24 protein-coding genes are annotated in these 23,810 nt (G+C 60.6%); 7 read left to right on the top strand and 17 right to left on the bottom strand.

Features of this window, described 5'->3' with window-relative positions:
* Nucleotides 1-69: 69 nt before the first annotated feature.
* Nucleotides 70-1,032, top strand: a complete 963-nt coding sequence (locus tag ACRY08_RS01260) for a LysR family transcriptional regulator (protein WP_432447996.1) — start codon at nucleotides 70-72, stop codon at nucleotides 1,030-1,032.
* Nucleotides 1,033-1,141: 109 nt separating this feature from the next.
* Here ACRY08_RS01260 and ACRY08_RS01255 read toward each other — a convergent pair whose 3' ends face one another.
* The 13 genes from ACRY08_RS01255 to secG form a co-directional block, all read right to left on the bottom strand.
* A complete protein-coding gene (locus tag ACRY08_RS01255) occupies nucleotides 1,142-2,359 on the bottom strand; it encodes a DegT/DnrJ/EryC1/StrS family aminotransferase (protein WP_432447995.1) in 1,218 nt (405 codons plus the stop codon).
* A gap of 303 nt (nucleotides 2,360-2,662) precedes the next feature.
* Complete coding sequence (locus ACRY08_RS01250) at nucleotides 2,663-4,042, bottom strand: glutamine synthetase family protein (protein ID WP_432447994.1); 1,380 nt, start codon at nucleotides 4,040-4,042, stop codon at nucleotides 2,663-2,665.
* A complete protein-coding gene (locus tag ACRY08_RS01245) occupies nucleotides 4,039-4,725 on the bottom strand; it encodes a type 1 glutamine amidotransferase (RefSeq protein WP_432447993.1) in 687 nt (228 codons plus the stop codon). The genes ACRY08_RS01250 and ACRY08_RS01245 overlap by 4 nt, the downstream gene beginning before the upstream one ends.
* Nucleotides 4,726-5,018: 293 nt before the next feature.
* A complete protein-coding gene (locus ACRY08_RS01240; protein ID WP_432447992.1) occupies nucleotides 5,019-5,825 on the bottom strand; it encodes an ABC transporter permease in 807 nt (268 codons plus the stop codon).
* Nucleotides 5,822-6,706, bottom strand: coding sequence for an ABC transporter permease (locus ACRY08_RS01235; protein ID WP_432447991.1), 885 nt, complete (start codon nucleotides 6,704-6,706; stop codon nucleotides 5,822-5,824). The genes ACRY08_RS01240 and ACRY08_RS01235 overlap by 4 nt, the downstream gene beginning before the upstream one ends.
* Nucleotides 6,707-6,797: 91 nt before the next feature.
* Complete coding sequence (locus ACRY08_RS01230; RefSeq protein WP_432447990.1) at nucleotides 6,798-7,520, bottom strand: transporter substrate-binding domain-containing protein; 723 nt, start codon at nucleotides 7,518-7,520, stop codon at nucleotides 6,798-6,800.
* A gap of 38 nt (nucleotides 7,521-7,558) precedes the next feature.
* Entirely contained in the window at nucleotides 7,559-8,488 is a 930-nt protein-coding gene (locus tag ACRY08_RS01225) for an ABC transporter ATP-binding protein (protein ID WP_432447989.1), read from the bottom strand.
* 110 nt (nucleotides 8,489-8,598) lie between these two features.
* A complete protein-coding gene (locus ACRY08_RS01220) occupies nucleotides 8,599-9,039 on the bottom strand; it encodes a TerB family tellurite resistance protein (RefSeq protein ID WP_432447988.1) in 441 nt (146 codons plus the stop codon).
* A gap of 51 nt (nucleotides 9,040-9,090) precedes the next feature.
* Nucleotides 9,091-9,384, bottom strand: a complete 294-nt coding sequence (locus tag ACRY08_RS01215; protein ID WP_432447987.1) for a DUF1330 domain-containing protein — start codon at nucleotides 9,382-9,384, stop codon at nucleotides 9,091-9,093.
* A 14-nt stretch (nucleotides 9,385-9,398) separates the two neighbouring features.
* A complete protein-coding gene (locus ACRY08_RS01210; protein ID WP_432447986.1) occupies nucleotides 9,399-10,100 on the bottom strand; it encodes a hypothetical protein in 702 nt (233 codons plus the stop codon).
* Nucleotides 10,097-10,477 carry a TerB family tellurite resistance protein gene (locus tag ACRY08_RS01205; RefSeq protein WP_432447985.1) on the bottom strand — a complete coding sequence of 127 codons (381 nt, stop codon included), beginning with the start codon at nucleotides 10,475-10,477 and terminating at the stop codon, nucleotides 10,097-10,099. The genes ACRY08_RS01210 and ACRY08_RS01205 overlap by 4 nt, the downstream gene beginning before the upstream one ends.
* A 104-nt stretch (nucleotides 10,478-10,581) precedes the next feature.
* Nucleotides 10,582-12,225: a CTP synthase gene (locus ACRY08_RS01200; RefSeq protein WP_432447984.1), complete on the bottom strand. Its 1,644-nt coding sequence runs from the start codon at nucleotides 12,223-12,225 to the stop codon at nucleotides 10,582-10,584.
* Between the two features lie 320 nt (nucleotides 12,226-12,545).
* Nucleotides 12,546-12,911 (bottom strand): preprotein translocase subunit SecG, encoded by a 366-nt coding sequence (gene secG, locus ACRY08_RS01195; protein ID WP_432447983.1) that lies wholly within the window; start codon nucleotides 12,909-12,911, stop codon nucleotides 12,546-12,548.
* A gap of 194 nt (nucleotides 12,912-13,105) precedes the next feature.
* Here secG and ACRY08_RS01190 point away from each other — a divergent pair, with 194 nt between their 5' ends.
* The gene (locus ACRY08_RS01190; protein WP_432447982.1) at nucleotides 13,106-14,419 is read left to right on the top strand and encodes an adenylosuccinate synthase; all 1,314 of its coding nucleotides are present in this window, start codon (nucleotides 13,106-13,108) and stop codon (nucleotides 14,417-14,419) included.
* 4 nt (nucleotides 14,420-14,423) lie between these two features.
* Complete coding sequence (locus ACRY08_RS01185; RefSeq protein WP_432447981.1) at nucleotides 14,424-14,699, top strand: DUF2842 domain-containing protein; 276 nt, start codon at nucleotides 14,424-14,426, stop codon at nucleotides 14,697-14,699.
* A gap of 57 nt (nucleotides 14,700-14,756) precedes the next feature.
* On the opposite strand, the gene ACRY08_RS01180 is transcribed toward ACRY08_RS01185, so the two are convergent.
* Nucleotides 14,757-17,165 carry a hypothetical protein gene (locus ACRY08_RS01180; protein WP_432447980.1) on the bottom strand — a complete coding sequence of 803 codons (2,409 nt, stop codon included), beginning with the start codon at nucleotides 17,163-17,165 and terminating at the stop codon, nucleotides 14,757-14,759.
* A 142-nt stretch (nucleotides 17,166-17,307) separates the two neighbouring features.
* On the opposite strand from ACRY08_RS01180, the gene ACRY08_RS01175 reads away from it, so the two are divergent.
* Complete coding sequence (locus tag ACRY08_RS01175) at nucleotides 17,308-17,985, top strand: thiamine diphosphokinase (protein ID WP_432447979.1); 678 nt, start codon at nucleotides 17,308-17,310, stop codon at nucleotides 17,983-17,985.
* Here the strand turns inward: ACRY08_RS01175 and ACRY08_RS01170 are convergent, their stop codons facing one another.
* Together ACRY08_RS01170 and ACRY08_RS01165 are read right to left on the bottom strand one after the other, a co-directional pair.
* Nucleotides 17,986-19,365 (bottom strand): L-serine ammonia-lyase, encoded by a 1,380-nt coding sequence (locus tag ACRY08_RS01170; RefSeq protein ID WP_432447978.1) that lies wholly within the window; start codon nucleotides 19,363-19,365, stop codon nucleotides 17,986-17,988.
* A gap of 119 nt (nucleotides 19,366-19,484) precedes the next feature.
* Nucleotides 19,485-19,865 carry a YbaN family protein gene (locus tag ACRY08_RS01165; protein ID WP_432447977.1) on the bottom strand — a complete coding sequence of 127 codons (381 nt, stop codon included), beginning with the start codon at nucleotides 19,863-19,865 and terminating at the stop codon, nucleotides 19,485-19,487.
* A 143-nt stretch (nucleotides 19,866-20,008) separates the two neighbouring features.
* Between ACRY08_RS01165 and ACRY08_RS01160 the strand changes: the two genes are divergently transcribed.
* Complete coding sequence (locus ACRY08_RS01160; protein WP_432447976.1) at nucleotides 20,009-20,599, top strand: EF-hand domain-containing protein; 591 nt, start codon at nucleotides 20,009-20,011, stop codon at nucleotides 20,597-20,599.
* A 7-nt stretch (nucleotides 20,600-20,606) separates the two neighbouring features.
* Here the strand turns inward: ACRY08_RS01160 and ACRY08_RS01155 are convergent, their stop codons facing one another.
* Nucleotides 20,607-21,290 carry a glutathione S-transferase family protein gene (locus ACRY08_RS01155; RefSeq protein ID WP_432447975.1) on the bottom strand — a complete coding sequence of 228 codons (684 nt, stop codon included), beginning with the start codon at nucleotides 21,288-21,290 and terminating at the stop codon, nucleotides 20,607-20,609.
* Nucleotides 21,291-21,421: 131 nt separating this feature from the next.
* Between ACRY08_RS01155 and rpiA the strand changes: the two genes are divergently transcribed.
* Nucleotides 21,422-22,204 (top strand): ribose-5-phosphate isomerase RpiA, encoded by a 783-nt coding sequence (gene rpiA / locus ACRY08_RS01150; RefSeq protein WP_432447974.1) that lies wholly within the window; start codon nucleotides 21,422-21,424, stop codon nucleotides 22,202-22,204.
* 111 nt (nucleotides 22,205-22,315) lie between these two features.
* Nucleotides 22,316-23,734 carry a glutathione-disulfide reductase gene (gene gor, locus ACRY08_RS01145; RefSeq protein WP_432447973.1) on the top strand — a complete coding sequence of 473 codons (1,419 nt, stop codon included), beginning with the start codon at nucleotides 22,316-22,318 and terminating at the stop codon, nucleotides 23,732-23,734.
* Nucleotides 23,735-23,810: the final 76 nt, after the last annotated feature.

Here is a 23,810-nt window from a genome sequence, read left to right as displayed (position 1 = left end):
TGGCCGCCACATCAGCCCTTCCTGTTTTTCGCAAAACCCCGTAGCCTCTGCGCAAGGGAAGGAAGGCGCATGGTCGAGACGGCAGGCAAAATCAGCCTTTGGGGGGTCGAAGTCTTCGTCGCCACTGCAGAAGAGCGCTCGATCTCGGTTGCGGCGCGCAGGCTTGGGGCCAGCCCCTCATCCGTCAGCCAGCAACTGACCAATCTGGAAACGGCGCTGGGGTCTGCATTGCTGGACCGGTCCGCACGCCCGCTGACCCTGACCCCGGCGGGTGGATTGTTTCTAAAGCGCGCGCAGGCGATCCTGAACGAGGCAGAACAGGCGCGCGCCGAACTGGCACTTGGGGCGCTGTCGCAAATGTCACGGCTGCGCCTTGGCATGATCGAAGATTTCGATGCTGATGTGACACCCAGGCTTTTGACGCAGCTGTCCGGCCAGCTGTCGCAGACCCGGTTTTTGCTGGAAACAGGGGCGTCGCACCGCTTGCATGACCAGTTGGACGCGCGGGCATTGGATGTGGTGATCGCAGCCGAAACAGGTACGGTCCCCACCTGGACGGAAACACATGCCTTGATGGAAGAACCCTTTGTCGTCGCGGTGCCGAAAGGGCTGACGCAGGGGGGCGAACCGCTGGAGGTGCTGCGTGCTTTACCCTTGGTGCAATACACCGCGCGCCATCACATGGGGCAGGTGATCTCACAGCATCTGGCGCGACAAAATCTGCGGCTGGACAACCGATACGAGCTGGACAGCTATCACGCGATCATGGCGATGGTGGCGGCGGGCGAGGGCTGGACCATCATCACACCTTTGGGATTTCTACGCGCCCAGAGGTTCCGGGATGCGGCCGATCTGATCCCTTTGCCATTTGCGCCCTTCCACCGCCGGATCAACCTTACCGCCCGGGCCGAGCTTTTGGGCGGGCTGCCAAAGGATATGGCAGAGCAGATGAAGCAATTGCTGGATGAGCTGATTGTTGAGCCGGTCGTGGCAGAATACCCATGGCTGCAGGGCCTGTTGCGCGTGTTGTGACGACGCCCGCACCCAAACCGTAGGTTTGGGCCACCCCCAAGCCCGTCGACCATAGGGTCGTTAGGGCGCGGGAGGCTCTTGCCCTGTCAGGTAAGGGCTGGGCTCATGCTCAGGCCGCGGTTTCGGCCTTGCGTTCCATCACATCCGCCGCCGCCGCCACAAGCGCATCGGCAATGAAATCCAATTCCGGCTTCTGAAGTCGCACCGGCAGGCGCGTGTCACAGGCGCGTGCCAGCATGTCGCGGGTCCGGGGCAGCGGGCCTTGCTCGCCAATGAACTCCCAATTCCAGAAGGCGCGCGCATTGTCCGTGCTCATGCCAAACACCTGAACCGAGACACCGCGCGTTTTGGCCGAATCCTGAAACGCCCGCGTTTGTTCGTCGCTCATACCCACCAGATTGAACTGGATCGAATCTGGTGCACGGGTTTCGGGCGCCAGCGGCGGCGGCACGTCGATCCAACTGCTCTGGTTCAGCTTGTCTGCGACATAGTCGTGGTTTTTCAAACCGTCCGTCACCCGCCGCTCCAGCTCGGCCAGTTGCGGGCGGATCACCGCGGCCGAAAGGTTGGACAGGCGCGTGTTGTAAAGCGGCAGCTTGTTTTGCCAGCGGGCAAAGGCATCGGCCAGGTCAGACGAGTTCTCGCCATGAGGTGTTTTGTGCTTTTTCCAGTTATGCTCATACGCGCCTGACATGATCACGGCGCGGGCGGCCAGATCGGCATCATTGGTGATCATGATCCCCCCTTCGCCTGCGTTCAGCATCTTGTAGGATTGGAAGGAAAAACAACCGATTTTGCCAATGGTGCCGATCTTTTGCCCGTTCCAAAGCGTGCCAAGAGAATGGGCGGCATCTTCGATGACCGGAACACCCGCTTTCGTGCACAAATCCATGATCGCATCCATGTCCGAGGTATGCCCGCGCATATGGCTGATGATCACGGCCCCCACGTCCTTGGTCAGCTTGGTGGCGAAATCCTCCATGTCGACCCGGTAGTTGTCGCCCACATCCACAAGGACGGGCTGGCAATCGGCGTGCACCACCGCGCTGGGCACGGCGGCAAAGGTGAAGGCCGGGATCAGCACTTTCGCGTCGCGCGGCAAATCCAGCGCTTTCAGCGACAAAAACAGCGCCGCCGAACAGCTTGCCACGGCAAGCGCATATTTTGCGCCCATCATCTCGGCGAATTCTGCCTCTAGCAGGGCAACCGGCGCATCTTCGGGCGCGGTGTAGCGAAACAGGTCGCCCGAGGCGAGCATCCGGTCAATCTCGGCGCGGGCTGCGTCAGGGATGGGTTCTGCGTCATAGACATTGGGTGCGAGTGTCATTTTACGGTCCTGTATGTCCAGCTTCGCGATGCCCGGTTGTCGGTCCGAAGGGGCGGGTGCGTTGGGACGATCCACCACTCTTTTCGGATTTTCCGAAACATCTCTTTCGAAAAACTGTAGGTGAAATTCAATCCTGAAACCAGAAAAAATTCGGTCCGAGAGGTTGAAACAAGACCGGGCAAGGGGCGGGTCTGTTTCAGACAGGTGTGCGGGCGGATGTTGTGCGATGCGCTGCCCTGGCCAACAGAAAACGGCCAGCGTGATGACTGGCCGTTTGCGCATTCTCCCCGTGGTGGGGGGCGGTTACACGTTCAACAGAAGATGTTCGCGTTCCCATGGGCTGATGACCTGAAGGAACTCGTCATATTCGGTGCGCTTCACGATGGAATAGACGCGGGCAAATTCGGGGCCCAGCACCTCGTGCATCTTCTCGGCCTCATCAAACAGATCAAGCGCGTGGCTCAGATCGCGGGCGATATCTTCTTCGCCTTCATAGGCGTCGCCCTTGTATTGCGCCCGCGGGCGTTCTTCTTCGATCAGCCCCAGATACCCCGCCGCCAGCGAGGCCGCGATGCCCAGATACGGGTTGCAATCCATGCCCGCGATACGGTTTTCCACCCGGCGGGCATTGGGCGATGCGATGGGCACGCGGATGCCCGTGGTGCGGTTGTCACGGCCCCATTCCAGATTGATGGGGGCCGCGTTGTCCTTCACGTAACGCCGGTAGCTGTTCACATAGGGCGCCAGCACGGCGACCACGCTGGGCAGGTGGTTTTGCATGCCCGCGATAAAGTGGAAAAACGCGTCGGTTTCGCCACCCTGAGGGCCAGAGAAGATGTTTTCGCCCGTCTCGATGTCGATGATCGAATGGTGGATATGCATGGCCGATCCCGGCTCTTCCGCGATGGGTTTGGCCATGAAGGTCGCAAAGCAATCGTGGCGCAGGGCGGCCTCGCGGATCAGGCGTTTGAAGTAAAACACCTCGTCGGCCAGCTTCACCGGGTCGCCGTGGATCAGGTTGATCTCAAGCTGGCCCGCGCCACCTTCTTGCGTGATGCCGTCAATCTCGAACCCTTGGGCTTCGGCGAAATCATAGATGTCGTCGATGACGGGGCCAAATTCGTCCACGGCGGTCATGGAATAGGCCTGACGCGCGGCGGCAGGGCGGCCTGACCGGCCCATCATGGGCTTGATCTTTTCGGCCGGATCCAGATTGCGCGCGGTCAGATAGAACTCCATCTCGGGCGCCACAACCGGTTCCCAGCCTTTTGCGCGATAAAGCTCGACCACGCGCTTGAGCACATTGCGCGGGCTATAGGGGATCGGTTCGCCGTTGCGGTCAAACGCATCATGGATCACCTGCAACGTCCAGTCGCCAGTCCAGGGTGCTGCCGATGCGGTTTTCATGTCCGGGCGCAGGGTCATGTCGCGTTCAATGAACCCTTCGTCCCCCGCAGCCTCGCCCCAACCTCCGGTGATGGTTTGGTAAAAGATGCTGTCGGGCAGGTGAAAGTAGTCCTGCCGGGCAAATTTGACGGCGGGCACGGCCTTGCCACGGGCAATGCCCGGAAGGTCTGATACGATGCATTCCACCTCGTCCAGCCGTTTGCCGTGAAGATAGTCCTGTGCGGCCTCGGGTAAAGCCGTCATCCAGGCGTTGCGGTCGGTTTTATCATTGCTCATGATTTTGCTCCCCGTTTCAGGACTTCCGCCATGCGGGCCGCGAAACGTGCATTGTCTGTTGTATCGTTCAGTTGGGCTTGGGCGTTGTTCAAAAGCGCCTCGGGCACATTGCCGCGTCCGCGATGTTCAATCAGCCCCGAGACAAGCTCGGAGGTAAACTCGGGATGCGGCTGGATGGTCAATATCTGATCGCCATAGACCAACGCCGCGTTGGCGCAGAAATCGGTCGAGGCGATGACCTCTGCCCCTTCGGGCAATTGGGTCACCTGATCCTGATGCCAGGCGTTCAGCTTCATGGTTTCACCATCCCCGAAATCATATTCGGTGCGCCCGACAGACCATCCACCGGCAAACTTCTCGACCTTGCCGCCAAGGGCTTGCGCGATGATCTGATGTCCAAAGCAGACGCCCACCAAGGGCTGACCGGTAGCTTTGATGTCGCGGATCAGATCTTCCAGCAGCGGGATCCACCCGTGTTCCTCGTAAGCGCCGTGTTTTGACCCGGTGATCAGCCAGCCATCCGCGTCTGAAACGCCGGACGGAAACTGGTTGTCCACCACCGAGTAGATTTCAAATTCAAAGCCATGTCCGTCCAGAAGACGTGTGAACATTTCGCCGTAGTCACCGACGCTGTCGCGCAGTTCGTCAGGCGAGTGGCCTGCTTGCAGGATGCCGATCCTCATGAGTCACCAAATTTGATCAAATTTCACAGCGACCCTAGCCGAGAGGCAATTCACGGGCAAGGGGGGAATTTAAAGCGTTTCCATATTACGTTGAGTGAACGTGATGTGGAAACGCCGCGCAACATGTCAGGATGGTGGGCGTTTCCAGGTATTGCTGTGATCGGGCAATATCTGGAAACGCTTTGATGCGAGCGATTTTGGCGTGCAGCAGGCCGTAGGAACCGTGCGTAAAACGCACGGCTCCCCACCGCCCCCAAAGGGCGCGGCAGCGGCCTGCAGCGGGGCGGAACCCCTTAACGGAACAGGGTTTTCATGAAGCTGGGGCGGCGGATCGCGGCCTGCGGCAAATGCCGGTTCAAACGCTTGCCGATGATGCCGAACACCGTGATCACGATCAGGGTCAGGACGATGAAGAAGCCTGCAAGAATCGGGTAGGGCACAAACGGGTTGAACGTCTTGTCGGCAAAATAGCTGGCGTAATAGAGCGCGTCTCCGCGTTGTTGCCACACCGGGAAGCCCGAGAAGAACACAAGCGCCGTGGCGTGAAACAGGAAGATCGCTTCATTGGTATAGCCGGGCCATGCCAGCCGGAGCATCGACGGCCAGACAATGCGTTTGAACCGCGTCCAACCGGTGATGCCATAGGCGTCCGCGGCCTCCAGATCGCCCTTGGGGATAGACTGAAGCGCGCCGTAGAAAATCTCGGCCGTATAGGCGGTGGTGTTCAGAAACAAGACCACCGTGGCCCCCAGAAAGGCCGAGGTGAAGGGCGCCATGATGGGAAAGCTTTGCTTCAGCGACAAGAACACCGCATAGGCAAAGAACATCTGGATGAAGAGCGGCGAGCCACGAAACACATAGATGAAAAACTCCGCCGGTTTGCGCAGCCAGCCCGTATGGCTGTTCTTGGCCAGCGCCAGCCCGGTTGCGGAAAAGAACCCAAACGCGATCGCCAGCAGGCCGAAATAGATGTTCCAGATCATGCCGGACCCGATCAGCGTGACCTGTTCACACAGGGTGAAATCCTCGCGCGGCAACAGCCGTTCGCCATAGCCGATCGAACGGAACGCGTAATCCTGAATGGTCTGTGCGCAGCTCATTGGGCGGCCTTTCTTTGCGCTTCACCGGCAGCAGTGGCCTGCCCGTGAGACAGGCGGATCGTCAGGCGTTTGAACACCCGCTCGCTGATCGAGGTGAGCATCAGGTAAAAGACCAGAAGGCCAAAGAAGTAGTAAGCCATCCAGTTGCCATGCGGGTATTGGGTGAATTTGGCGGTCTTCGTCGCGCCCAGCTCGCGCGCCCAATAGACGATATCCTCAACGCCCAGAAGGAACAAAAGTGGCGTGGCTTTCACAAGGATCATCCACAGGTTCGACAGGCCGGGCAGGGCATAGATCCACATCTGGGGCACCAAAACGCGCCAGAAACTTTGGCGCGGCGACATGCCATAGGCCTCGGCGGTTTCCAGCTGCGCGCGTGGCACGGCCTTCATTGCGCCAAACAGCACGTTGGCGGCAAAGGCGCCAAAGACGATGGCGAAGGTCAGGACCGCCAGCGAAAAGCCATATGTCTCGTGCACCCACTGGGGGCTGTCCGACAAGGGCAGCTTGGCTTGGCTGCAGACCACGAAATCGCTGCCCTGACGGATCGGCTCGGACCAGTCGGGGCATTTGACCTTGTGGCGCAGATATTCAAACGCCTGATCCAGCGCGATGACGAAGAACATGAAAAAGGCAATGTCCGGCACGCCGCGCACAATGGCGGTGTAAAGCTTGCCCAAAATGCTCAGCGGCAGAAAGCGTGACCGCGCCGCCGTAGCGCCGGCAAAACCAAAGGCCAGCGCCACGGGCGCGGTGATTGCCAACAGCACCATGACCGTCCCGAAGGACTGGTAAAACGCCATATGCTTGCCCGTGGTCAGGTAGCAGCTGAGCCATGTCAGGCCCTCAAGCGTGGAAGGATCGGTGCAGTAGGAAAACATCGCGCATTTCGGTGATTGGGGCCACAGGAGCGGCAAAAGCAGGTGCGGCAGAAAAGGCCCGCGCGGGTTGCGCGCGGGCCAATTGATCAGATCAGAACTGAGAAGCCACTTCCCATTTCGCGATCATCGTGTTCAGCGAGCCATCGTCTTTCATCGACTGGATGGCCTTGTCGAACATGGCGCGCAATTCGCCATCGCTTTCACGGATGCCCATGCCGACGCCGCCGCCGATCTGCTCCATGCGCTCCAGCATCACCAGACCGTCCGAGCCGACCATGGTGTCAAGGAAGCTCTTGTCGGCCAGAACCGCATCAGCTTCGCCGTTTTTCACAGCAGCCACGGTTTCTTCCGGGGTTGCAAACTCGACCAGCGTCCAGCCCTGTTCAGCCACGAAAGCCGCCTGAATGGTGGTGGCCTGTGCGGCAACGATACCGCTGGCCGGGTCCACGTCTGCCGACATGGCAGCATAGGCCGAGGGATCGGGCGGCGTGTAGTTTTGCGTGAAATCAATGACTTCGTCGCGTTCGTCGGTGATCGACATGCCTGCGATGATGGCGTCATAGTTGCCCGATACGAGGTTCGGGATGATGCTGTCCCACTCGTTGGTGACCCATTCGCATTTCAGCTCGGCACGTTTGCACAGCTCGTCGCCCAGCTCGCGTTCAAAGCCATCAACCTCACCGTCATCGTTGAGGAAATTCCACGGGGCATAGGCGCCCTCGGTGCCCAGACGCACGGTCTTGCCATGGCCATCAGCCAGCGCAAAGCCCGCCGAGATCGCCAGAGCAGCCGTCGAAACGATCAGCTTTTTCATTGGTTTACTCCCTAGTTAAGTTTCGTTCTTTTGGTTCATCAAGCCGGCTGTGTGGCCGACAGGAATTGTTTCAGGCGCTCGCTTTTGGGCGCGCCAAACAGCGCGTCGGGCGCGCCTTCTTCTTCGATCAGACCCTGATGCAGGAAGACCACGTGATCAGACACATCCGCCGCCATGCGCATGTCATGGGTCACGATGACCATGGTGCGCCCCTCGCTGGCCAGGTCCTTGATCACTTTAACGACCTCTTGCTCCAACTCGGGGTCCAGCGCCGAGGTCGGTTCGTCAAACAAAAGCGCCTGAGGTTCCATGCACAGCCCGCGCGCAATCGCCGCGCGCTGTTGCTGGCCGCCCGACAGCTGCGCCGGGTAGACATCGCATTTGTCGCCGATCCCGACCTTCGCCAGATATCCGCGCGCCTTTTCTTCGACCTCAGCCTTGTCGCGGCCCATCACGGTGACCGGCGCCTCCATCACGTTTTGCAGGATGGTCATATGGGACCACAGGTTGAACTGCTGAAACACCATCGACAGGTTGGTGCGAATGCGGGTGACCTGGGCGCGGTCGGCGGGGTGCCGGTGCAGCCCGTGACCCTTCCAGGTGATGGGTTCGCCCTTGAAGCGGATTTCGCCTTGTTGGCTGTCTTCCAGCAGGTTGGCGCAGCGCAGAAGCGTGGATTTGCCGGACCCCGACGACCCGATCAGGGATACGACGTGACCACGGGGCGCCACGAGGTCGACACCTTTCAGGACTTCGAGCGCGCCATAGCTTTTATGCAGGTCGCGAATTTCGATCACCGGGGTGGCGTCAGCAGCGGTGGTGGCAGAGATGTCTTCAGGCACGTGGTTTCCGTCAGCAGAACAGGGCAATTTGGCCACCGAGTAGGGAGCAATTTCCACCGGATTGCAACGGCGAAATGACGGTGAGGTCACGTTAATGCGGGTAAATGGGCGGTTGGTCAGGCGCATTGTCGTTGAAAGACGCTGCAATCGACTTCTGGTGGTAAATGCCGGGGAAACACGCCTAACGTTGGGTCAAGACCGTTGGAGCCCGCTTTGCCCCGGCCTGAGGGGATTGCTTAAAGCCGCGCCGCCGCGCGCTGACGGGCCATATTGCTGTCCACATCGCTGATCCCAAGAAACCGCGGGATCATGCGCATCAGGGCATCTTCTTCGGCCGCACGGTCCCCGTCGGCCAGAACCACCGACCATGCGGCTTCGATCAGGGCGATGCGGTCTTCGATCGGGACACCTGCCTTGACCGCATTGGTGAAGCGGATGGTGTCGGGGGCCTCGGCCTCCAACGCTTCGGCTTCGCAACGCAGGGCGCGGGCGTCATCCGGGGAAAGCCCATGCAGACGGGCGAGGATGCGGTCGATCTCGGCGGTTTCGCTGGCGGAATAGTCATGATCCGCCCGCGCCAGTCGCACAAGGATCGCGGCCATGGCAAGGCGCGCGTCGGCGCCATCAAGCGGGGTTGGAGCAGGTTGGGTCAGCTTGTCCAAGAGGGCACGTATCATAGGCTCTATCTGGGGCGGGCAGGGGATACCTGCCAGCCCGCTCTCCTTCACTTATGCGTCATAACCTTCGATGATGATCAGATCACAGATCGACACCGGTTCGCGAATGGCCTTGGCCGCTTGATAAACGGGGCTGTCATAGCAGTCGCGCGCGGCCTGATAGCTTGGAAATTCGATCACCACGTTGCGCGACCGGGATTGGCCCTCGCGGGTTTCAAAGGCGCCGCCGCGCACCAAAAACCGCGCGCCATATTCCTTGAACGCGGCGGCGTTGGCTTTCACATAGCCCATGTAGCGGTCCAGATCTTCGACATCCACCCGCCCGATCCAATAGCCTTTGGCCATATCATGTCCTTTCGTCAGTTGGTCAGACTGTCCAGCGAATAGCGGATGTCGTCAATCGCAATTCCGCCGGGATCGCGATGGGTGAGGGTGATGGCGCTGATGGGGGCGGTCGACAGAAAACCGTAACTCTGTACGCCGTGATCGGGCCGCAATTCGGCGCGATGCAGCTTGGTGCCGTCACCTGCATAGAAGTCCAGCCAGACCGGCCCGGGGGCAGGTCGGCTGCCCAGCGGGTCCGCATAGTCGGCATGCAGGCGCAGGCCAAAGGCGTGCACCGTTGCGTCAAAGCCCATGGCCAGCGCCCCTTCGCCCCGGCCAGAGCGTGCCGCAAACCCGTCCGGCCCAATCGGGAAGGCCGCGTTTGATCCAAACCCCGTGTGATAGGCCACGGCGAGGGCCGGGCTGCCCCCCGCGACCACGGTGACCGGCGCGCGGGGCGCGCGGTCGAGGGTATCGAACCCGTCGACCGCGCGCCTTGCCTGACCGGCAAGGCTGTCGCCCAGCGTCAGGCCGGTCACGCGGACCAGCCCGGGCACGGCCTGACCGGGCTCAGGCAGGGTGGGGAAGCTTTCGAAATCAAGCTGCCCCGCGGTTTGGGACACCACCTTGTCATAGGGCACCTGAGTGATTTCTTGGGTGATCGCCTGCGTGACAGTCTGCGCAGTTGCGGGCAGCGCCAGCCCACACAGGGCCGCCAACAGCACCGCACGTATCATCCGGCGGGCAGCTCGCTTTTAGGCACGTCTGCGGCCTCGGCGACGCGCGCGACCAGATCGGCCTCTTCATTGCGCACCACGCCATCTGCCAGGGACACCTGCCACAGCGCGGTCACGATGCTGGTACGTTGGTCCAGCGTCATCAGATTGCGCACCTGACCGGCCAGTGCATCTGTTTCGCCGGCTGTTTTCTCCAGCGTTTCGCAGGTGGCGCGAAGCTGTGCGGCCTCGATCGGGTTCATATCGTAATGGCGGGCAAACAAGCGGTCGATACGGGCGATCTCTGCCTGCGCATAATGCGCATCGGCCTTGGCCAGCCGCACCAAAAGCACGCCCATGGCCTGCTGCGCATCTTTGGTCCAGGTTTGATCTGTCATTGCCGGGTCTCCTTGCTGGTCCGAAGCCTAGTGAAGCGGTGAGGCAATGAAAAGGGCGGGGAAACCCCGCCCGTGATTTGCAATCTGACTGGAACTGTCGTCGATCAGACCAACCGCTCAATCTCTTTCGCGGCGCGCACGAAATCAGCGAAAAGCGGTGCCGGATCAAAGGGTTTCGACTTCAGCTCCGGGTGGAACTGCACGCCGATGAACCACGGGTGATCCTTCCATTCGACGATCTCTGGCAGGCGGCCATCGGGCGACATGCCCGAAAAGACCAGCCCGCAGGCTTCAAGCTTGTCGCGATACTGCGTGTCTACCTCGTAGCGGTGGCGGTGGCGTTCTTCGATGGTCTCGGCACCGTAAACCTCGGCCACCTTCGACCCTTCGGTCAGCGCTGCCGTATAGGCGCCCAGACGCATGGTGCCGCCCTTGTCGTCGGATACTTTGCGCTTGACCTTGTAGTTGCCCTGCACCCATTCCTTCAGGTGATAGACAACCGGGGTGAAGCGGGTTTCGCCCGCCTCGTGGTCAAATTCTTCCGATCCCGCATCCGAGATGCCCGCCACGTTGCGCGCGGCCTCGACCACGGCCATTTGCATGCCCAGACAGATGCCCAGATAGGGGATTTTGCGTTCGCGGGCGAACTGTGCTGCTTTGATCTTGCCTTCGGTGCCGCGTTCGCCAAAGCCGCCGGGGACGAGGATGGCGTGGAAACCTTCCAGATAGGGCGCGGGGTCTTCCTTGTCGAAGGGCTCGGCATCCACCCATTCCAGCTTCACGCGGGTCCGGTTGGCCATGCCGCCATGGGTCAGCGCTTCTTTGATCGACTTATAGGCGTCTTCAAGCTGTGTGTATTTGCCCACCACGGCCACGCGGACCTCGCCTTCTGCGTTGTGAATGCGGTCTTCGACGTCTTCCCAACGGCTGAGGTCCGGTTTGGGTGCGGGCGCGATCTGGAACGCGTCCAGAACGGCCTGATCCAGACCCACTTTGTGATAGGCCATCGGGGCTTCATAAATCGACTTCAGGTCATAGGCGGGGATGACCGATTCCTGACGCACGTTACAGAACAGACCGATCTTGGCGCGTTCCTTATCCGGGATCGGGTGTTCCGAGCGGCAAACCAGCACGTCAGGCGCAATACCGATCGAGCGCAGCTCTTTCACGCTGTGCTGGGTTGGCTTGGTCTTCAACTCGCCGGATGCTGCCAGATACGGGAGCAGGGTCAGGTGCATAAAAATACACTGGCCACGCGGGCGTTCCTGGCTGAACTGGCGGATCGCTTCAAAGAAGGGCAGGGCTTCGATATCGCCGACCGTGCCGCCGATTTCACAGAGCATGAAATCTACCTCATCATCACCGATTTCGATGAAGTCTTTGATTTCATTGGTTACATGCGGGATCACCTGAATGGTCTTGCCCAGATAGTCCCCGCGGCGCTCTTTTTCCAAAACATTGGTGTAGATGCGACCCGAGCTGACCGAATCCGTGTTGCGGGCGGCCACGCCGGTGAAACGTTCGTAATGGCCCAGGTCCAGATCGGTTTCGGCGCCATCATCGGTGACAAAAACTTCGCCATGCTCAAAGGGGCTCATCGTGCCGGGGTCGACGTTCAGGTAAGGGTCCAGCTTGCGCAGACGCACTGAATAGCCGCGTGCCTGCAACAGCGCGCCTAACGCGGCCGAGGTCAGACCTTTGCCCAAAGAAGAAACAACACCGCCGGTGATGAAGATGTATCGTGCCATATGGTTGGCTGCCCCCGTGAAAAAAGCGCGTCGATTTCGAAGCGCGCCGCCTGTTATCTGGCCGATTGTCTGGCCGGTCTTCTGGTTTGGGGAGCCGCAAGAGAATCGCAGAAGCGACCCGTGCGAATCCGCACTCCACGGGAGTAAAGAAATATCAGAAACCGGCCTCCCGTGCAACCGGATCGTCAAGATGATGGGGGTATATTCTGCCCCGCCTCTAGGTATTGTGTGGGTCGTGTCCGGCCCGGTTCCCAAGGCGGAAACCGGCCAATGTCTGGTGCAGCATCAGCGGGCTGCGCTGCAGCAAATGAAGCCGCCGATCAATCCGCGCGGGGCGGTGTCAGGCTTTCGTCGTCTGAAACAGGCGGCAGCAGGTCGGTCACATCCGGCACCACCGGCGCCTCGCCTTCTGCAGCGGGTTCCGCCACGCCCAGCGTGTCCACAACCGATCCGTCCGATGCGTTTTTCGCCGCGATGATCGTCAGCGTGATCGAGGTCACCAGAAACGCGATGGCAAAGCCCCAGGTGAGCTTGCCCAGTGCCGTGGCTGCACCGCGTGAGGACATCACGCCACCGCCGCCGCCGCCACCAATGCCAAGGCCGCCGCCTTCAGAGCGCTGCAAAAGCACGATGCCGATCAGGCCAAGCGCCAGGATCAGGTGAATGACGAGGATGACGTTTTCCATGCGGGCACGCTTTTCGTATCTGGGTGGTTTCGATCTCGGGGGTATGTAGGGGAAAAGGCGCAAGGGTGCAAGCGGCGCTGTGGGCCCAATGCTGTCTTTCGCCGTGCAATCGTGCCGGCTGCACGTTTTCTCCTTTCCCGCCGGGCATTGTGTCGTTATGACAGCACGGGTTTTCTTTGAGATAGGATCAGACCATGGCAAATGTTGTCGTCGTAGGCGCCCAGTGGGGCGACGAAGGTAAAGGCAAGATCGTTGACTGGCTCAGCGAACGTGCGGATGTGATTGCGCGTTTTCAGGGCGGGCATAATGCAGGCCACACTCTTGTGATCGACGGCAAGGTGTACAAGCTGCACGCGCTGCCGTCTGGCGTTGTGCGCGGCGGCAAGCTGTCGGTGATCGGCAATGGTGTGGTGCTGGACCCGTGGAACCTTCTGAAAGAGATCGAGACGATCACCGGGCAGGGCGTCGATATTTCGCCTGAAACGCTGATGATCGCAGAAAACACCCCGCTGATCCTGCCCTTCCATGGTGAACTCGACCGCGCGCGCGAAGAGGCCGCCAGCAAAGGCACCAAGATCGGCACCACCGGGCGCGGCATTGGCCCGTGTTATGAAGACAAGGTGGGGCGCCGTGCGATCCGTGTGGCTGACCTGGCGGACCCCGCCACGCTGGAAGCCCGCGTTGATCGCGCGCTGCAGCACCATGACCCGCTGCGCAAAGGTTTGGGCATTGCCCCCATCGACCGCGACGCATTGATTGCCCAACTGCAGGATGTGGCGCCGAAAATCCTGAAATATGCGGCCCCCGTCTGGAAAGTGCTGAACGAAAAGCGCAAAGCGGGCAAACGCATCTTGTTCGAGGGTGCTCAGGGCGCGCTTCTGGACATTGATTTCGGCACCTATCCCTTTGTGACATCATCCAATGTCATCGCGGGTCAGGCGGCGACCGGCGTGGGCATCGGGCCGGGCTCGATCGACTATGTGCTGGGCATCGTGAAAGCCTATACCACGCGCGTGGGGGAAGGCCCGTTCCCGACCGAGCTTCTGAACGCCGATGGCACGCCGGATGTTGATGGCGACCGGCTGGGCACGCGCGGGCATGAATTTGGCACCACCACCGGGCGTCAACGCCGCTGCGGCTGGTTTGATGCGGCTTTGGTGCGCCAGACCTGCGCAACCTCGGGCGTGTCGGGTATTTCGCTGACCAAACTGGACGTGTTGGATGGGTTTGAAACGCTGAAGATTTGCGTGGGCTACGAGCTGGACGGCAAAGAGCTGGACTATCTGCCCACAGCCGCCGATGAGCAGGCGCGCTGCAAACCGATCTATGAAGAGATGCCGGGCTGGTCGGAATCGACCGAAGGCGCGCGCAGCTGGAATGATCTGCCCGCCAACGCGATCAAATACGTGAAACGCGTGGAAGAGCTGATCGACTGCCCGGTGGCACTTCTGTCCACCAGCCCGGAACGGGACGACACCATTCTGGTGACCGACCCGTTCGCGGATTGATCACATGGCTCTGAGCTACAAAGCACGCAAACGCTGGGCACTGGTGGTGCTGTTGGTCGGGCTGCCGATCTATATCGTCGCGGCCGTGTTTGTGGTCAGCCTGTTTGACCGCCCGCCAAGCTGGCTGGAGCTGATCATCTACGCGGTTTTGGGTTTTCTGTGGATGGCCCCGTTTCGCAAAGTGTTTTTGGGGGTTGGTAAAGCGGACCCGGATGCGGACCCCGCAAGCTATCCCCATGATCCGGCAGGGAAATACGCCCTGAAAGACGACGAGGAATAAAAAAGGGGCCTCCTCAGGCCCCTTTTTCTTTGTTCGGTTTTTATGATGCCCGAAGGATCACGCGGTCTGACGGTCATCTTCCTTGCGATCATCTTTCGCCAGGGCAAAGCGGCCTGGTGCGACTTTCACGATGCGACCATCCTTCATCAGCTTGGCAAAGGCGCGCAGCGCTTCTTCGCGGCTGATGCCACCATTGACTTCCAGACCGATCAACATACGCACCAAGAGCGGGCGACCAAACTGGTCGCGGCCCTCGACATCCGTTGCATAACGGGCTGCGGCCTCCATCAGGCCGGTCATGTCGGACGCATCTGCGCCGGTGACATAGCTGGCAAAATCCGGGGCTTCACCCGAGGTCGCCTGCGCTGCAACCGCGCGCGGACCCTGAGCTGCGTCCGCCACCATGTCATCGCGGTTGACGCGGCGCGGGCGCACCGGTTGAACCGGCGTGTCGGACGCGGCCTTTGATGCCGCCTCGTCTTCATCCGTGTCGATGCGCTGTTCAGATACCAAAACCAGCGGTGCCATGCGGCGGCGGCCTGATTTTTCAGCCGAACGACCGGGGCGGCGCGGACGCACTGCCATGGCCAGATCATCGCGATAGGCGTCTTCCGGGCGATCTTCGTTTGTGCTGTCTTCGCCAACTTCAGCGTCAGCGCGTTTGGCCTGTACCGCGGCTTTCAGGTGGTCGATGGAATTGCGGCGGCGAGTGACCTCCTGGCTTTCCATCTGCGAGTTCGTCTCAGCCAGAATACGATCCAGCGTGTCATCCGCTTGCCCATTGGCAACGTCGTCAAACACATTGGCGCCGCGTGTGGCTGTCTCGGATGTGTCCTCGTCCAGTGCGGCAAGAAAGGCGTTCACCTCGGCATCGTCGCCCGATGGGGCGGGGGCTTGGGCGTCGGCGTCTTTCGAAGTGTCAGACAGTTCGGCTTCAACCTCTGCCAGATCGGCCAGCAAGGCGGCTTCTTCCTCGGCGCTCAGACCCATCTGGGCATCCGCGTCGACGTCAGGCTCGGCCTCTGCCACTTTGGGCATGGGCTGATCAAGAATGTCCTCTGCGAGTGTTTCTTCGGGCTGCGTCAGGGCGATTTCTTCGCTGCCATCTGACTTGCGCAGGCGTTTGACACGGACCACGCGGGCCAAAGGACGGGCGGCTTCGGCCTGAACGGGCAGGGCGTCGCCTTGGTCTTCGGGGGCGTCAATGGGCTGGTCGGCAGTGTCTTCAACCACGTCTTCAGCCAGCTCTTGAGCCAGCGCATCAACGTCCAGGTCCTCAGAGGGTTCAACAACGTCTTTCGCCGCATCTTGTGCGCCGGTTTCGGCCATCAAAACCGCATCGAGCGCTTCCAGGTCCACGTCGCTTTCAATCGCGTTGTCTTCAGCGATATCCGAGGCATCATCCGCAGGCGGAATATCCTCTTGCGGGGCTTCGGTCGGAGCGTCGGCACGCACGTCCTCATCCGTTTGCGCAGCGTCGGCGGGCGCGTCCTCCATGCGGCCCAGAACTGAACCGATCACGTCGTCAGACCCATCCGCGTCAGCGGCAATATCTGCCGGGTCAACGTCAGTTGCGTCCTCAACTTCAGCCACAGTGTCTTGCGCGTCTTGCATGTCGGCCTGTTCGGGCGCCACCTCAAGATCGGCCAGATCAGGCTCCACCGCGTCAGCGGCGACAGCGGTGTCTTCCGAAACCAGCTCTTCCTGCGGCGCTGGGGCAGGGGCTTCAACCTCTGCGTCTTCAACCTCAGCGACGAGCTCAGACGTGTCCTCAACATTCACGTCAAGCGCGGTGTCATCTTCGAATACATCCTGTTCAGCGGCACCAAAGAATGACGCGGCGTGCTGGTCTTCGACATAGTCACCGCTTTCCTGAGCTGCAGATACCACAGCGCGCAGGCGGCGCAGCTTGGCGGCGGCGCTGTCATTGTCTGCGTCCGCGTCTTTTTCAGCGGCCTCAGACTGCGTGATTTCCTGCGCGGCTTGTTGCACACCCTCATCGCCAGAACCCGCTTCGGCGGCCTTCGGTGTCAGGTCAACACGCGTGGGTTTTTTACCCGGCTCGGGGGCTGCAAAAAGCACCGGTTCGGGTTTCGCTTCTTGTGTTGCGGTTTCCTGGGGAGCGTCGGCTTGATCCGCTGCCGTCTCGGCCAGCAATTGCTCGCCTTCGACATGGGTCGCACCGGTCTTGGTCACGGCAGGCAGTTCGGCCCCGCGCTGTCGCAGTACAATCTCGTCGTTTTCAATGCGGGTTTCGACCCGTTTCTGTATCTCGCGCTCTGCGATTCGATGCAGCATGTCGGCATCCGGCGTCGGCGGTTCGGCCCCGAAGTAGCGATCGTCAGCTGCAAGATCACGGAAATATTCCGCGATGGATTTCATCGTGTTAAAGGGTTCATCGAACCCTTCCAGCGTGCACGAGAACGTGCCGTAAGATACAGTGAGAATCTTGCTGTTACTCACCATAGTTAACTCGCTTTCTCCCCCGATCCAGCAACACTGTGTTTACCATGTGTTGTCTCGGGAAATTGCACAAAACCGCGAAATTCACGGTATTTTTTCCGGGCAGGAATGTGTTTAGTTTCTGAAATGGCAACAATAGGTCCCCATGATACAGCATTTTCTTCCAATTACGCAAAATGTGACCCTTTTGGGTGGAGGAGAGGTTACCCCCGAGAATCTTTCCGAATGCTTGACGCGCGCACCTGATCTTGTGGCGGCGGATGGCGGCGCGGATCTGGCGCTGGGCTTTGGACAACGCCCGCTGGCTGTGGTCGGCGATATGGACAGCGTGTCGGATCGGGCGCGCGAAGCCCTTGGGGCGCAGGCGTTTTACGAGACGCCGGATCAGGACCGCACCGATTTCGACAAGGCATTGTCGCTGATCGAGGCTCCGTTGATTCTTGGCCTTGGCTTCATGGGCAAGCGCATGGATCACACGCTGGCGGCTTTCAATACGTTGATCCGTCAGCCCGACAAGCCGGTGATTTTGGTCGGCGAGAGCGACATTGTTTTCCACCTGTCGCGCCCGCTGGACATCACGCTGCCGAAGGACTCGGCTTTTGCATTGTTTCCAATGGCGAAATGCCGCGTGACCTCGACCGGGTTGAAATGGCCTGCCACGGGTATGGAGATGGCCCCCTGGGCGCGGATTGGCACGTCAAACATCGTGACCGGCCCGCGGGTGAGCGTTCAAACCGATGGGCCGGGCATGCTGGTCATTGTGCCGCGCACGCATCTGGATGCGGTGATCGCGGCCGTTACGGCCGCCACGGCGGTCAGCTGATCAGCAATTGGGCACGTTCACCGCAAGCCCACCCAGCGAGGTCTCTTTATACTTCTCCATCATGTCCTGTCCGGTTTCGAACATGGTCTTGATGCAGGCGTCCAGCGGCACCAGATGCGTGCCGTCACCGCGCAGCGCCAGCGAGGCGGCCGAGACAGCCTTGATCGCGCCCAGCCCGTTGCGTTCGATGCAAGGCACCTGCACCAGCCCGCGCACCGGGTCACAGGTCAGGCCCAGATGGTGCTCCAAAGCGATTTCGGCGGCGTTTTCCACCTGCTCAGGCGAGCCGCCCATCACGGCGCAGAGGCCCGCAGCGGCCATGGCGCTGGCCGATCCGACCTCGGCCTGGCAGCCCGCTTCGGCGCCCGAGATCGACGCGTTGTGCTTGACGATGGCGCCAATGGCCGAAGCGGTCAGCAGGAAGTCGTGAATGCGCGAGGGCGCCGCGCCGGGCACGTGGTTGAGCCAGTAATAAATCACCGCAGGCAACACGCCGGCGGCCCCATTGGTCGGGCTGGTCACGACCTGCCCCCCGGCCGCGTTTTCTTCGTTCACCGCCATGGCATAGACGCTCATCCAGTCGTTGATCGTATGCGGCGCGGTCATGTTCAGACCCTGCTCGGCTTTCAGGCTGTCATGGATCGCCTTGGCGCGGCGCTTGACCAGAAGACCACCGGGCAGGATGCCGTCCTGATCCAGCCCACGCAGGATGCAGTTTTCCATTACCTCCCAGATCCGGTCCAAACCCTTGGCCAGCGAGGCCGGTCCCATATGCTCCAGCTCGTTGGCGCGTTTCATATCTGCGATGGATTTGCCGGAGGCCTTCGCCATGTCCAGCATCATCTGCGCGTTTTCAAAGGGAAACGGGTGGGTGCGGGCGTCGGCTGCGTCAAGCGCGGCCTCTTGTGCCTGTTCGGCCTCGGTCACGACGAAGCCACCACCGATCGAATAATAGGTCTCGCGCACCACGATATCGCCCTGCGCATCCGTGGCCATCAGCTGCATGCCATTGGCGTGGCCGGGCAGGGGGTGATCGTAGTCAAAGATCAGATCGGTTTTCGGCGCAAACTGCAGCGTGCCCAGCCCGTCTGGCGTGACGGTGCCGCTGGCTTCGATCTTCGCCATGGCCGCTTCTGCGGCGGCGTGGTCGTAGCTGTCGGGCAGAAAACCCGCAAGGCCAAGGATCGTTGCGCGATCCGTGGCATGGCCGACCCCGGTAAAGGCCAGCGAGCCATGCAAAGAGGCTTTCAGCCCGTGCACCTTGAACGGCTGGGCGCGCAGGTGATCCAGAAAGCGCGCCCCCGCCACCATCGGCCCCATCGTGTGGGACGAGCTGGGGCCAACCCCAACCTTGAACATGTCAAAGACAGACAGGAACATTTTCAGACCTCGCGCGTTTCGTCTTGTCCAGATTGCGTTTTATTACCCGTCACTGTCAGTGCGAAAGCGACATTTCTTGTCACGAGAGCGTTCCGGGCGAAAAAAGCGCCCCTCGGGGGTCAGTCTGGGCGGGTCAGGACAAAGGCTGCCCCTGCGCCCATCAACAGGGCTTGCGCGGCCAGTACGCCCCAAGGCGCCCCCATGACCAGTGACGCAACGAATACCAGCGACATCATGGAGACGGCCAGGGTCTTGGCCCGGCGCGAGATGGCGCCGCGCTCTTCCCAATCGGCGATGGCGGGACCGAAATGGGCGTGATCAATCAACCATGCGCGCGCACGCGGGCTGCTTTTGCCAAAGGCAAAGGCCGCGACCAGAAGGAAAGGCGTGGTCGGCAGAACCGGCAACACCACGCCCAAAAGCCCCAGCGCCACCGCGCCCCAGCCCAATGCGATGTAAAAGAGCTTGCCCATGCTGCTTGCGCCTTTCGCCCGGATCATGCGCCCAGCAATGGCGGGCCGCGCCGTGTTTGTCCAGCGCCATGATGGCGGTCCCGTCAGGCGTGAACGATGGGCGTGAAAGATGAGCGTTAAGCCCGTGTTTACCATGATGTTATAGTTGTGCAGAAACAAGGAGAACTGTCATGCGATCACTACGACTTCTTTTTCTTTCACTTTTCGTGACGATGTATGCGCCTATGGCGATGGCACAGCAGACGTCCCTGTCGTCGCAAGTTGTGCAGGATATGCTTGATGCATTGCCCGGCCCCTCGATCAAAAGGCTGACCAAAGATCCCGCTCGTTTCATCGAAGAAGGCACCATGCTGATCCTTGGCTATGGGCAGGACGGGTCCATCGGTGTGCAGGGGATCGAAAACTACATCGCGCTGAAACGCGCCAAGGTACGGGCGCGGGAAATACGCCGCTTTGATCTGGCGGACCTAAATGGGGATGGGCAGATAACGCGGGCCGAACTTGATGTGTTGATGGCCACGGAACGGGCGTCGGCGCGCGGTCGACTGTTGATCGGGTTTACGAAATCCGACCTGAATGAAGATGGTATTCTGACGGACGTCGAACGGCGCGCCTATGGCGAGGCCAAGGCGCTGGAGGAAGTTGATGAGGACGAGGAGGAGATCCTCAAATCTATATTGAAACTTGACCAGGATGACGATGGGCGGCTGTCCATTCCTGAAATGATTGTTGCCCTGGAGATGCTGGAACAGAAGGTATGATGCGGCGTCAGCGCGCCACGCCCTCGGGGGGGCTGGCGGGCACGGGTGCACTCAGGGGCCTGTCACCCAAACCTTCTGCACGCATGGCGGCCCGCATCGAGGGCCGTGTTTCGATCCGTTCCGCCAGCGCGTAAAGGTGCGGCCAATCTGCCAGATTGAACCAGTCTTCACCTTGCAGATACAGCGCGCACCAGCGCAAAGGCACAGCCACGTAGAAATCCAGAAGCGTTGGTTGTGGAGCTCCAAACCAAGGATGCGCCTCTTCCAGCAAAGCTTCATAGCGCCCGAGATGCACGCGCAAGCGGTCTGACACGATTTCGCGATGCGCTGCAGCTGGGCCAGACGCGTAACGTTCGGCGTAGAAATGTTGGCGCAGGTCCATCTGCAAACCGTTTGAGGTGGCAAAGAGCCACGACAGGAAGGGACCGCGTTCAGGCGAGGTCAGGGCCGGAGCTAGGGCAGCGGCGCGATCGGCGAGGTAAAGCAGGATGGCTGCCGTTTCAAACACCACCCCGTCCGGTGTTTCCAGAGCCGGGATCGTCCCCATCGGGTTCACCTTCAGATAGGCCGCGCTGCGCTGGGCATTTGCCGCGCGGTCCACCAACAGGGTCTCATAAGGCAGGCCCAGCTCCTCCAGCACAAGGCGGACGATCAGCGAGGCGTTGTCGGGGGCGTAATGAAGTTTCAGCATGGGGATAGGGAAACAAAATCCTGCGCTGTTGGCCAGCCGAAAGGCGACCATTTGCATCCACTCTCGCCAGCGCTGCCTCATGCGCCTATAACACATGAAGTCTTACACCGTCCTGTGAAAGGAATCGCTCCATGTCCGGCGAACTCTCCCCCATCGACACCGCGAAATTCGTCGCTGCAAAGCGAGCCGTGCAATATGTCGAAGACGGCATGCGTGTGGGGTTGGGCACCGGGTCCACCGCCGCGTGGATGGTGCGATGTCTGGGCGAACGGGTGCGCGAAGAGGGGCTGGACATCACCGGCGTGCCCACCAGTTCACGCACCGCCGAGCTGGCGCGTCAGGTGGGCATTCCCGTGGTCTCTCTGGACGAAGCGAAATGGCTGGACCTGACCATCGATGGCACTGATGAATATGACGAGGACCTTTGCCTGATCAAAGGGGGCGGCGGGGCTTTGCTGCAAGAAAAGATCGTGGCCACGGCGTCGGACCGGATGGTGGTGATTGCCGATCCGTCAAAAGCGGTGGAACATCTGGGCGCTTTTCCGCTTCCGATCGAGGTTATTCCCTTTGGCTGGCAGACCACCAAGGCGTTGGTGGAAGAAATGCTGGGTGCGATGGATGTGCTTGGCACCGATGCGACGCTGCGCATGAACGGGCAGGCGGCCTATGTCACGGATGAAGGCAACCATATCATCGACTTGCATGTGAAACGCATCGGTGATCCGCGCAAGCTGTCTTTGGTTCTGAACCAGATCCCCGGCGTGGTGGAAAATGGGCTGTTTATCGACATTTGTGACGTGGTTGTGATCGGTCATGGCGACGGGCGGGTCGAGGTGACGGACATCAATGAAGGCACCCATGAAGAAGAGCGGATCGAGTTTGTCGACAGCGACAATATTTTCGCCGACCTCTGACGATCCCCGCAAAGCGCGCGCATTTGTGTCGTGCGAACAGCACGCGGTTTTGTGAAGACTGTGACAGGGTGCGCTCTGGAAATCCCAGCGGCCAGCACATAGCTTCGCCGGATGACAACACGCGCCCGCGCCGACGCGCCGGGCTCAGGAAGGGCAGAGATGATGAGCGGATTTGACTATGACCTCTTTGTAATCGGCGGCGGATCGGGCGGCGTGCGCGCCGGTCGCGTGGCGGCTGAAGGCGGTGCGAAAGTGGCGCTGGCGGAAGAGTTCCGCATGGGCGGCACCTGTGTCATCCGGGGCTGCGTGCCCAAAAAGCTGATGGTCTTTGCCTCGCAGCACGGGCCGGCAGCCGCGGATGCCGCGGCCTATGGCTGGCAGGGCAATGCGCGCGGTGACTTTGACTGGAAAGGCACGTTCCGCCCCGCGCTACATGCAGAGCTGGAACGGCTTGAGGCCATCTATGCCCGCAATCTGGGCAACTCGGGCGCCACCATCTTCAACGCACGCGCCGTGGTGAAAGATGCCCATACGGTGGCGCTGTCGACCGGCGAAACTGTCACCGCGAAACATATCCTTGTGGCCACGGGCGGGCGGCCCTTCATCCCCGACACACCGGGCGCGGCTGAACTGGGCATCACCTCGAACGAGGTGTTCAACCTCGAGGAATTTCCCAAGCGCATGCTGATCGTCGGTGGCGGCTATATCGCCACAGAGTTTGCCTGCATTTTCAACGGTCTGGGCAGTCACGTTGCGCAATGGTATCGCGGCGCGCAGATCCTACGCGGCTTTGATGACGAAGTGCGCGGCTTCTTGGCCGAGCACATCCGCGAGCGTGGTGTGGACCTGCATGTCGGCCTTGAGGTCGAGCAGATGGAGCGGCGCGACGGTGCAATCTGGGTCAAGGGCACGGATGGGCGCGAAGAGGTTTTTGATCAGGTGCTCTTTGCCACCGGCCGCGTGCCCAACACGGACGGGCTTGGGTTGGAAGAGACCGGCGTGAAACTGGGCCGTGGCGGCGAGGTGGTTGTGGATGACTACAGCCAGACCTCGGTGCCCTCGATCTATGCAGTGGGGGATGTGACCAACCGTATCACGCTGACCCCGGTGGCGATCCGCGAAGGCATGGCTTTTGTCGAAACCGTCTTTAACGGTAACCCCACGAAGCCCGACCATGAAAACGTGGCCTCGGCGGTGTTTACCCAGCCAGAATACGGCACCGTGGGCCTGTCCGAGGAAGATGCGCGCGCGGCCGAGAAGATCGACGTTTATTGCGCCGCTTTCCGCCCCATGCAGAAAAGCTTCATTGGGTCGAATGAACGGGTGCTGTTCAAACTGATCGTATCACAGGCCACGCAGAAAGTGCTGGGTGTGCATATCGTGGGCGACGGTGCGGGTGAAATGATCCAGCTGGCCGCCGTGGCGGTGAAAATGGGGGCGACGAAAGCCGATTTCGACCGCACCGTGGCGGTGCATCCGACCATGTCGGAAGAGATCGTTTTGATGAAGTCACCCACCCGCAGCGATTGACCGGGGAGCGGACCCTGTGATTGATCCGGTGGCTGATCGGGCGACGGATCATCCGCGACAATCACGACAAACATAT

The organism is Aliiroseovarius marinus (assembly GCF_050881025.1).
In the GTDB taxonomy this organism is placed as follows: domain Bacteria; phylum Pseudomonadota; class Alphaproteobacteria; order Rhodobacterales; family Rhodobacteraceae; genus Aliiroseovarius; species Aliiroseovarius marinus_A.
This window is presented reverse-complemented; position numbering and strand designations above follow the sequence as displayed.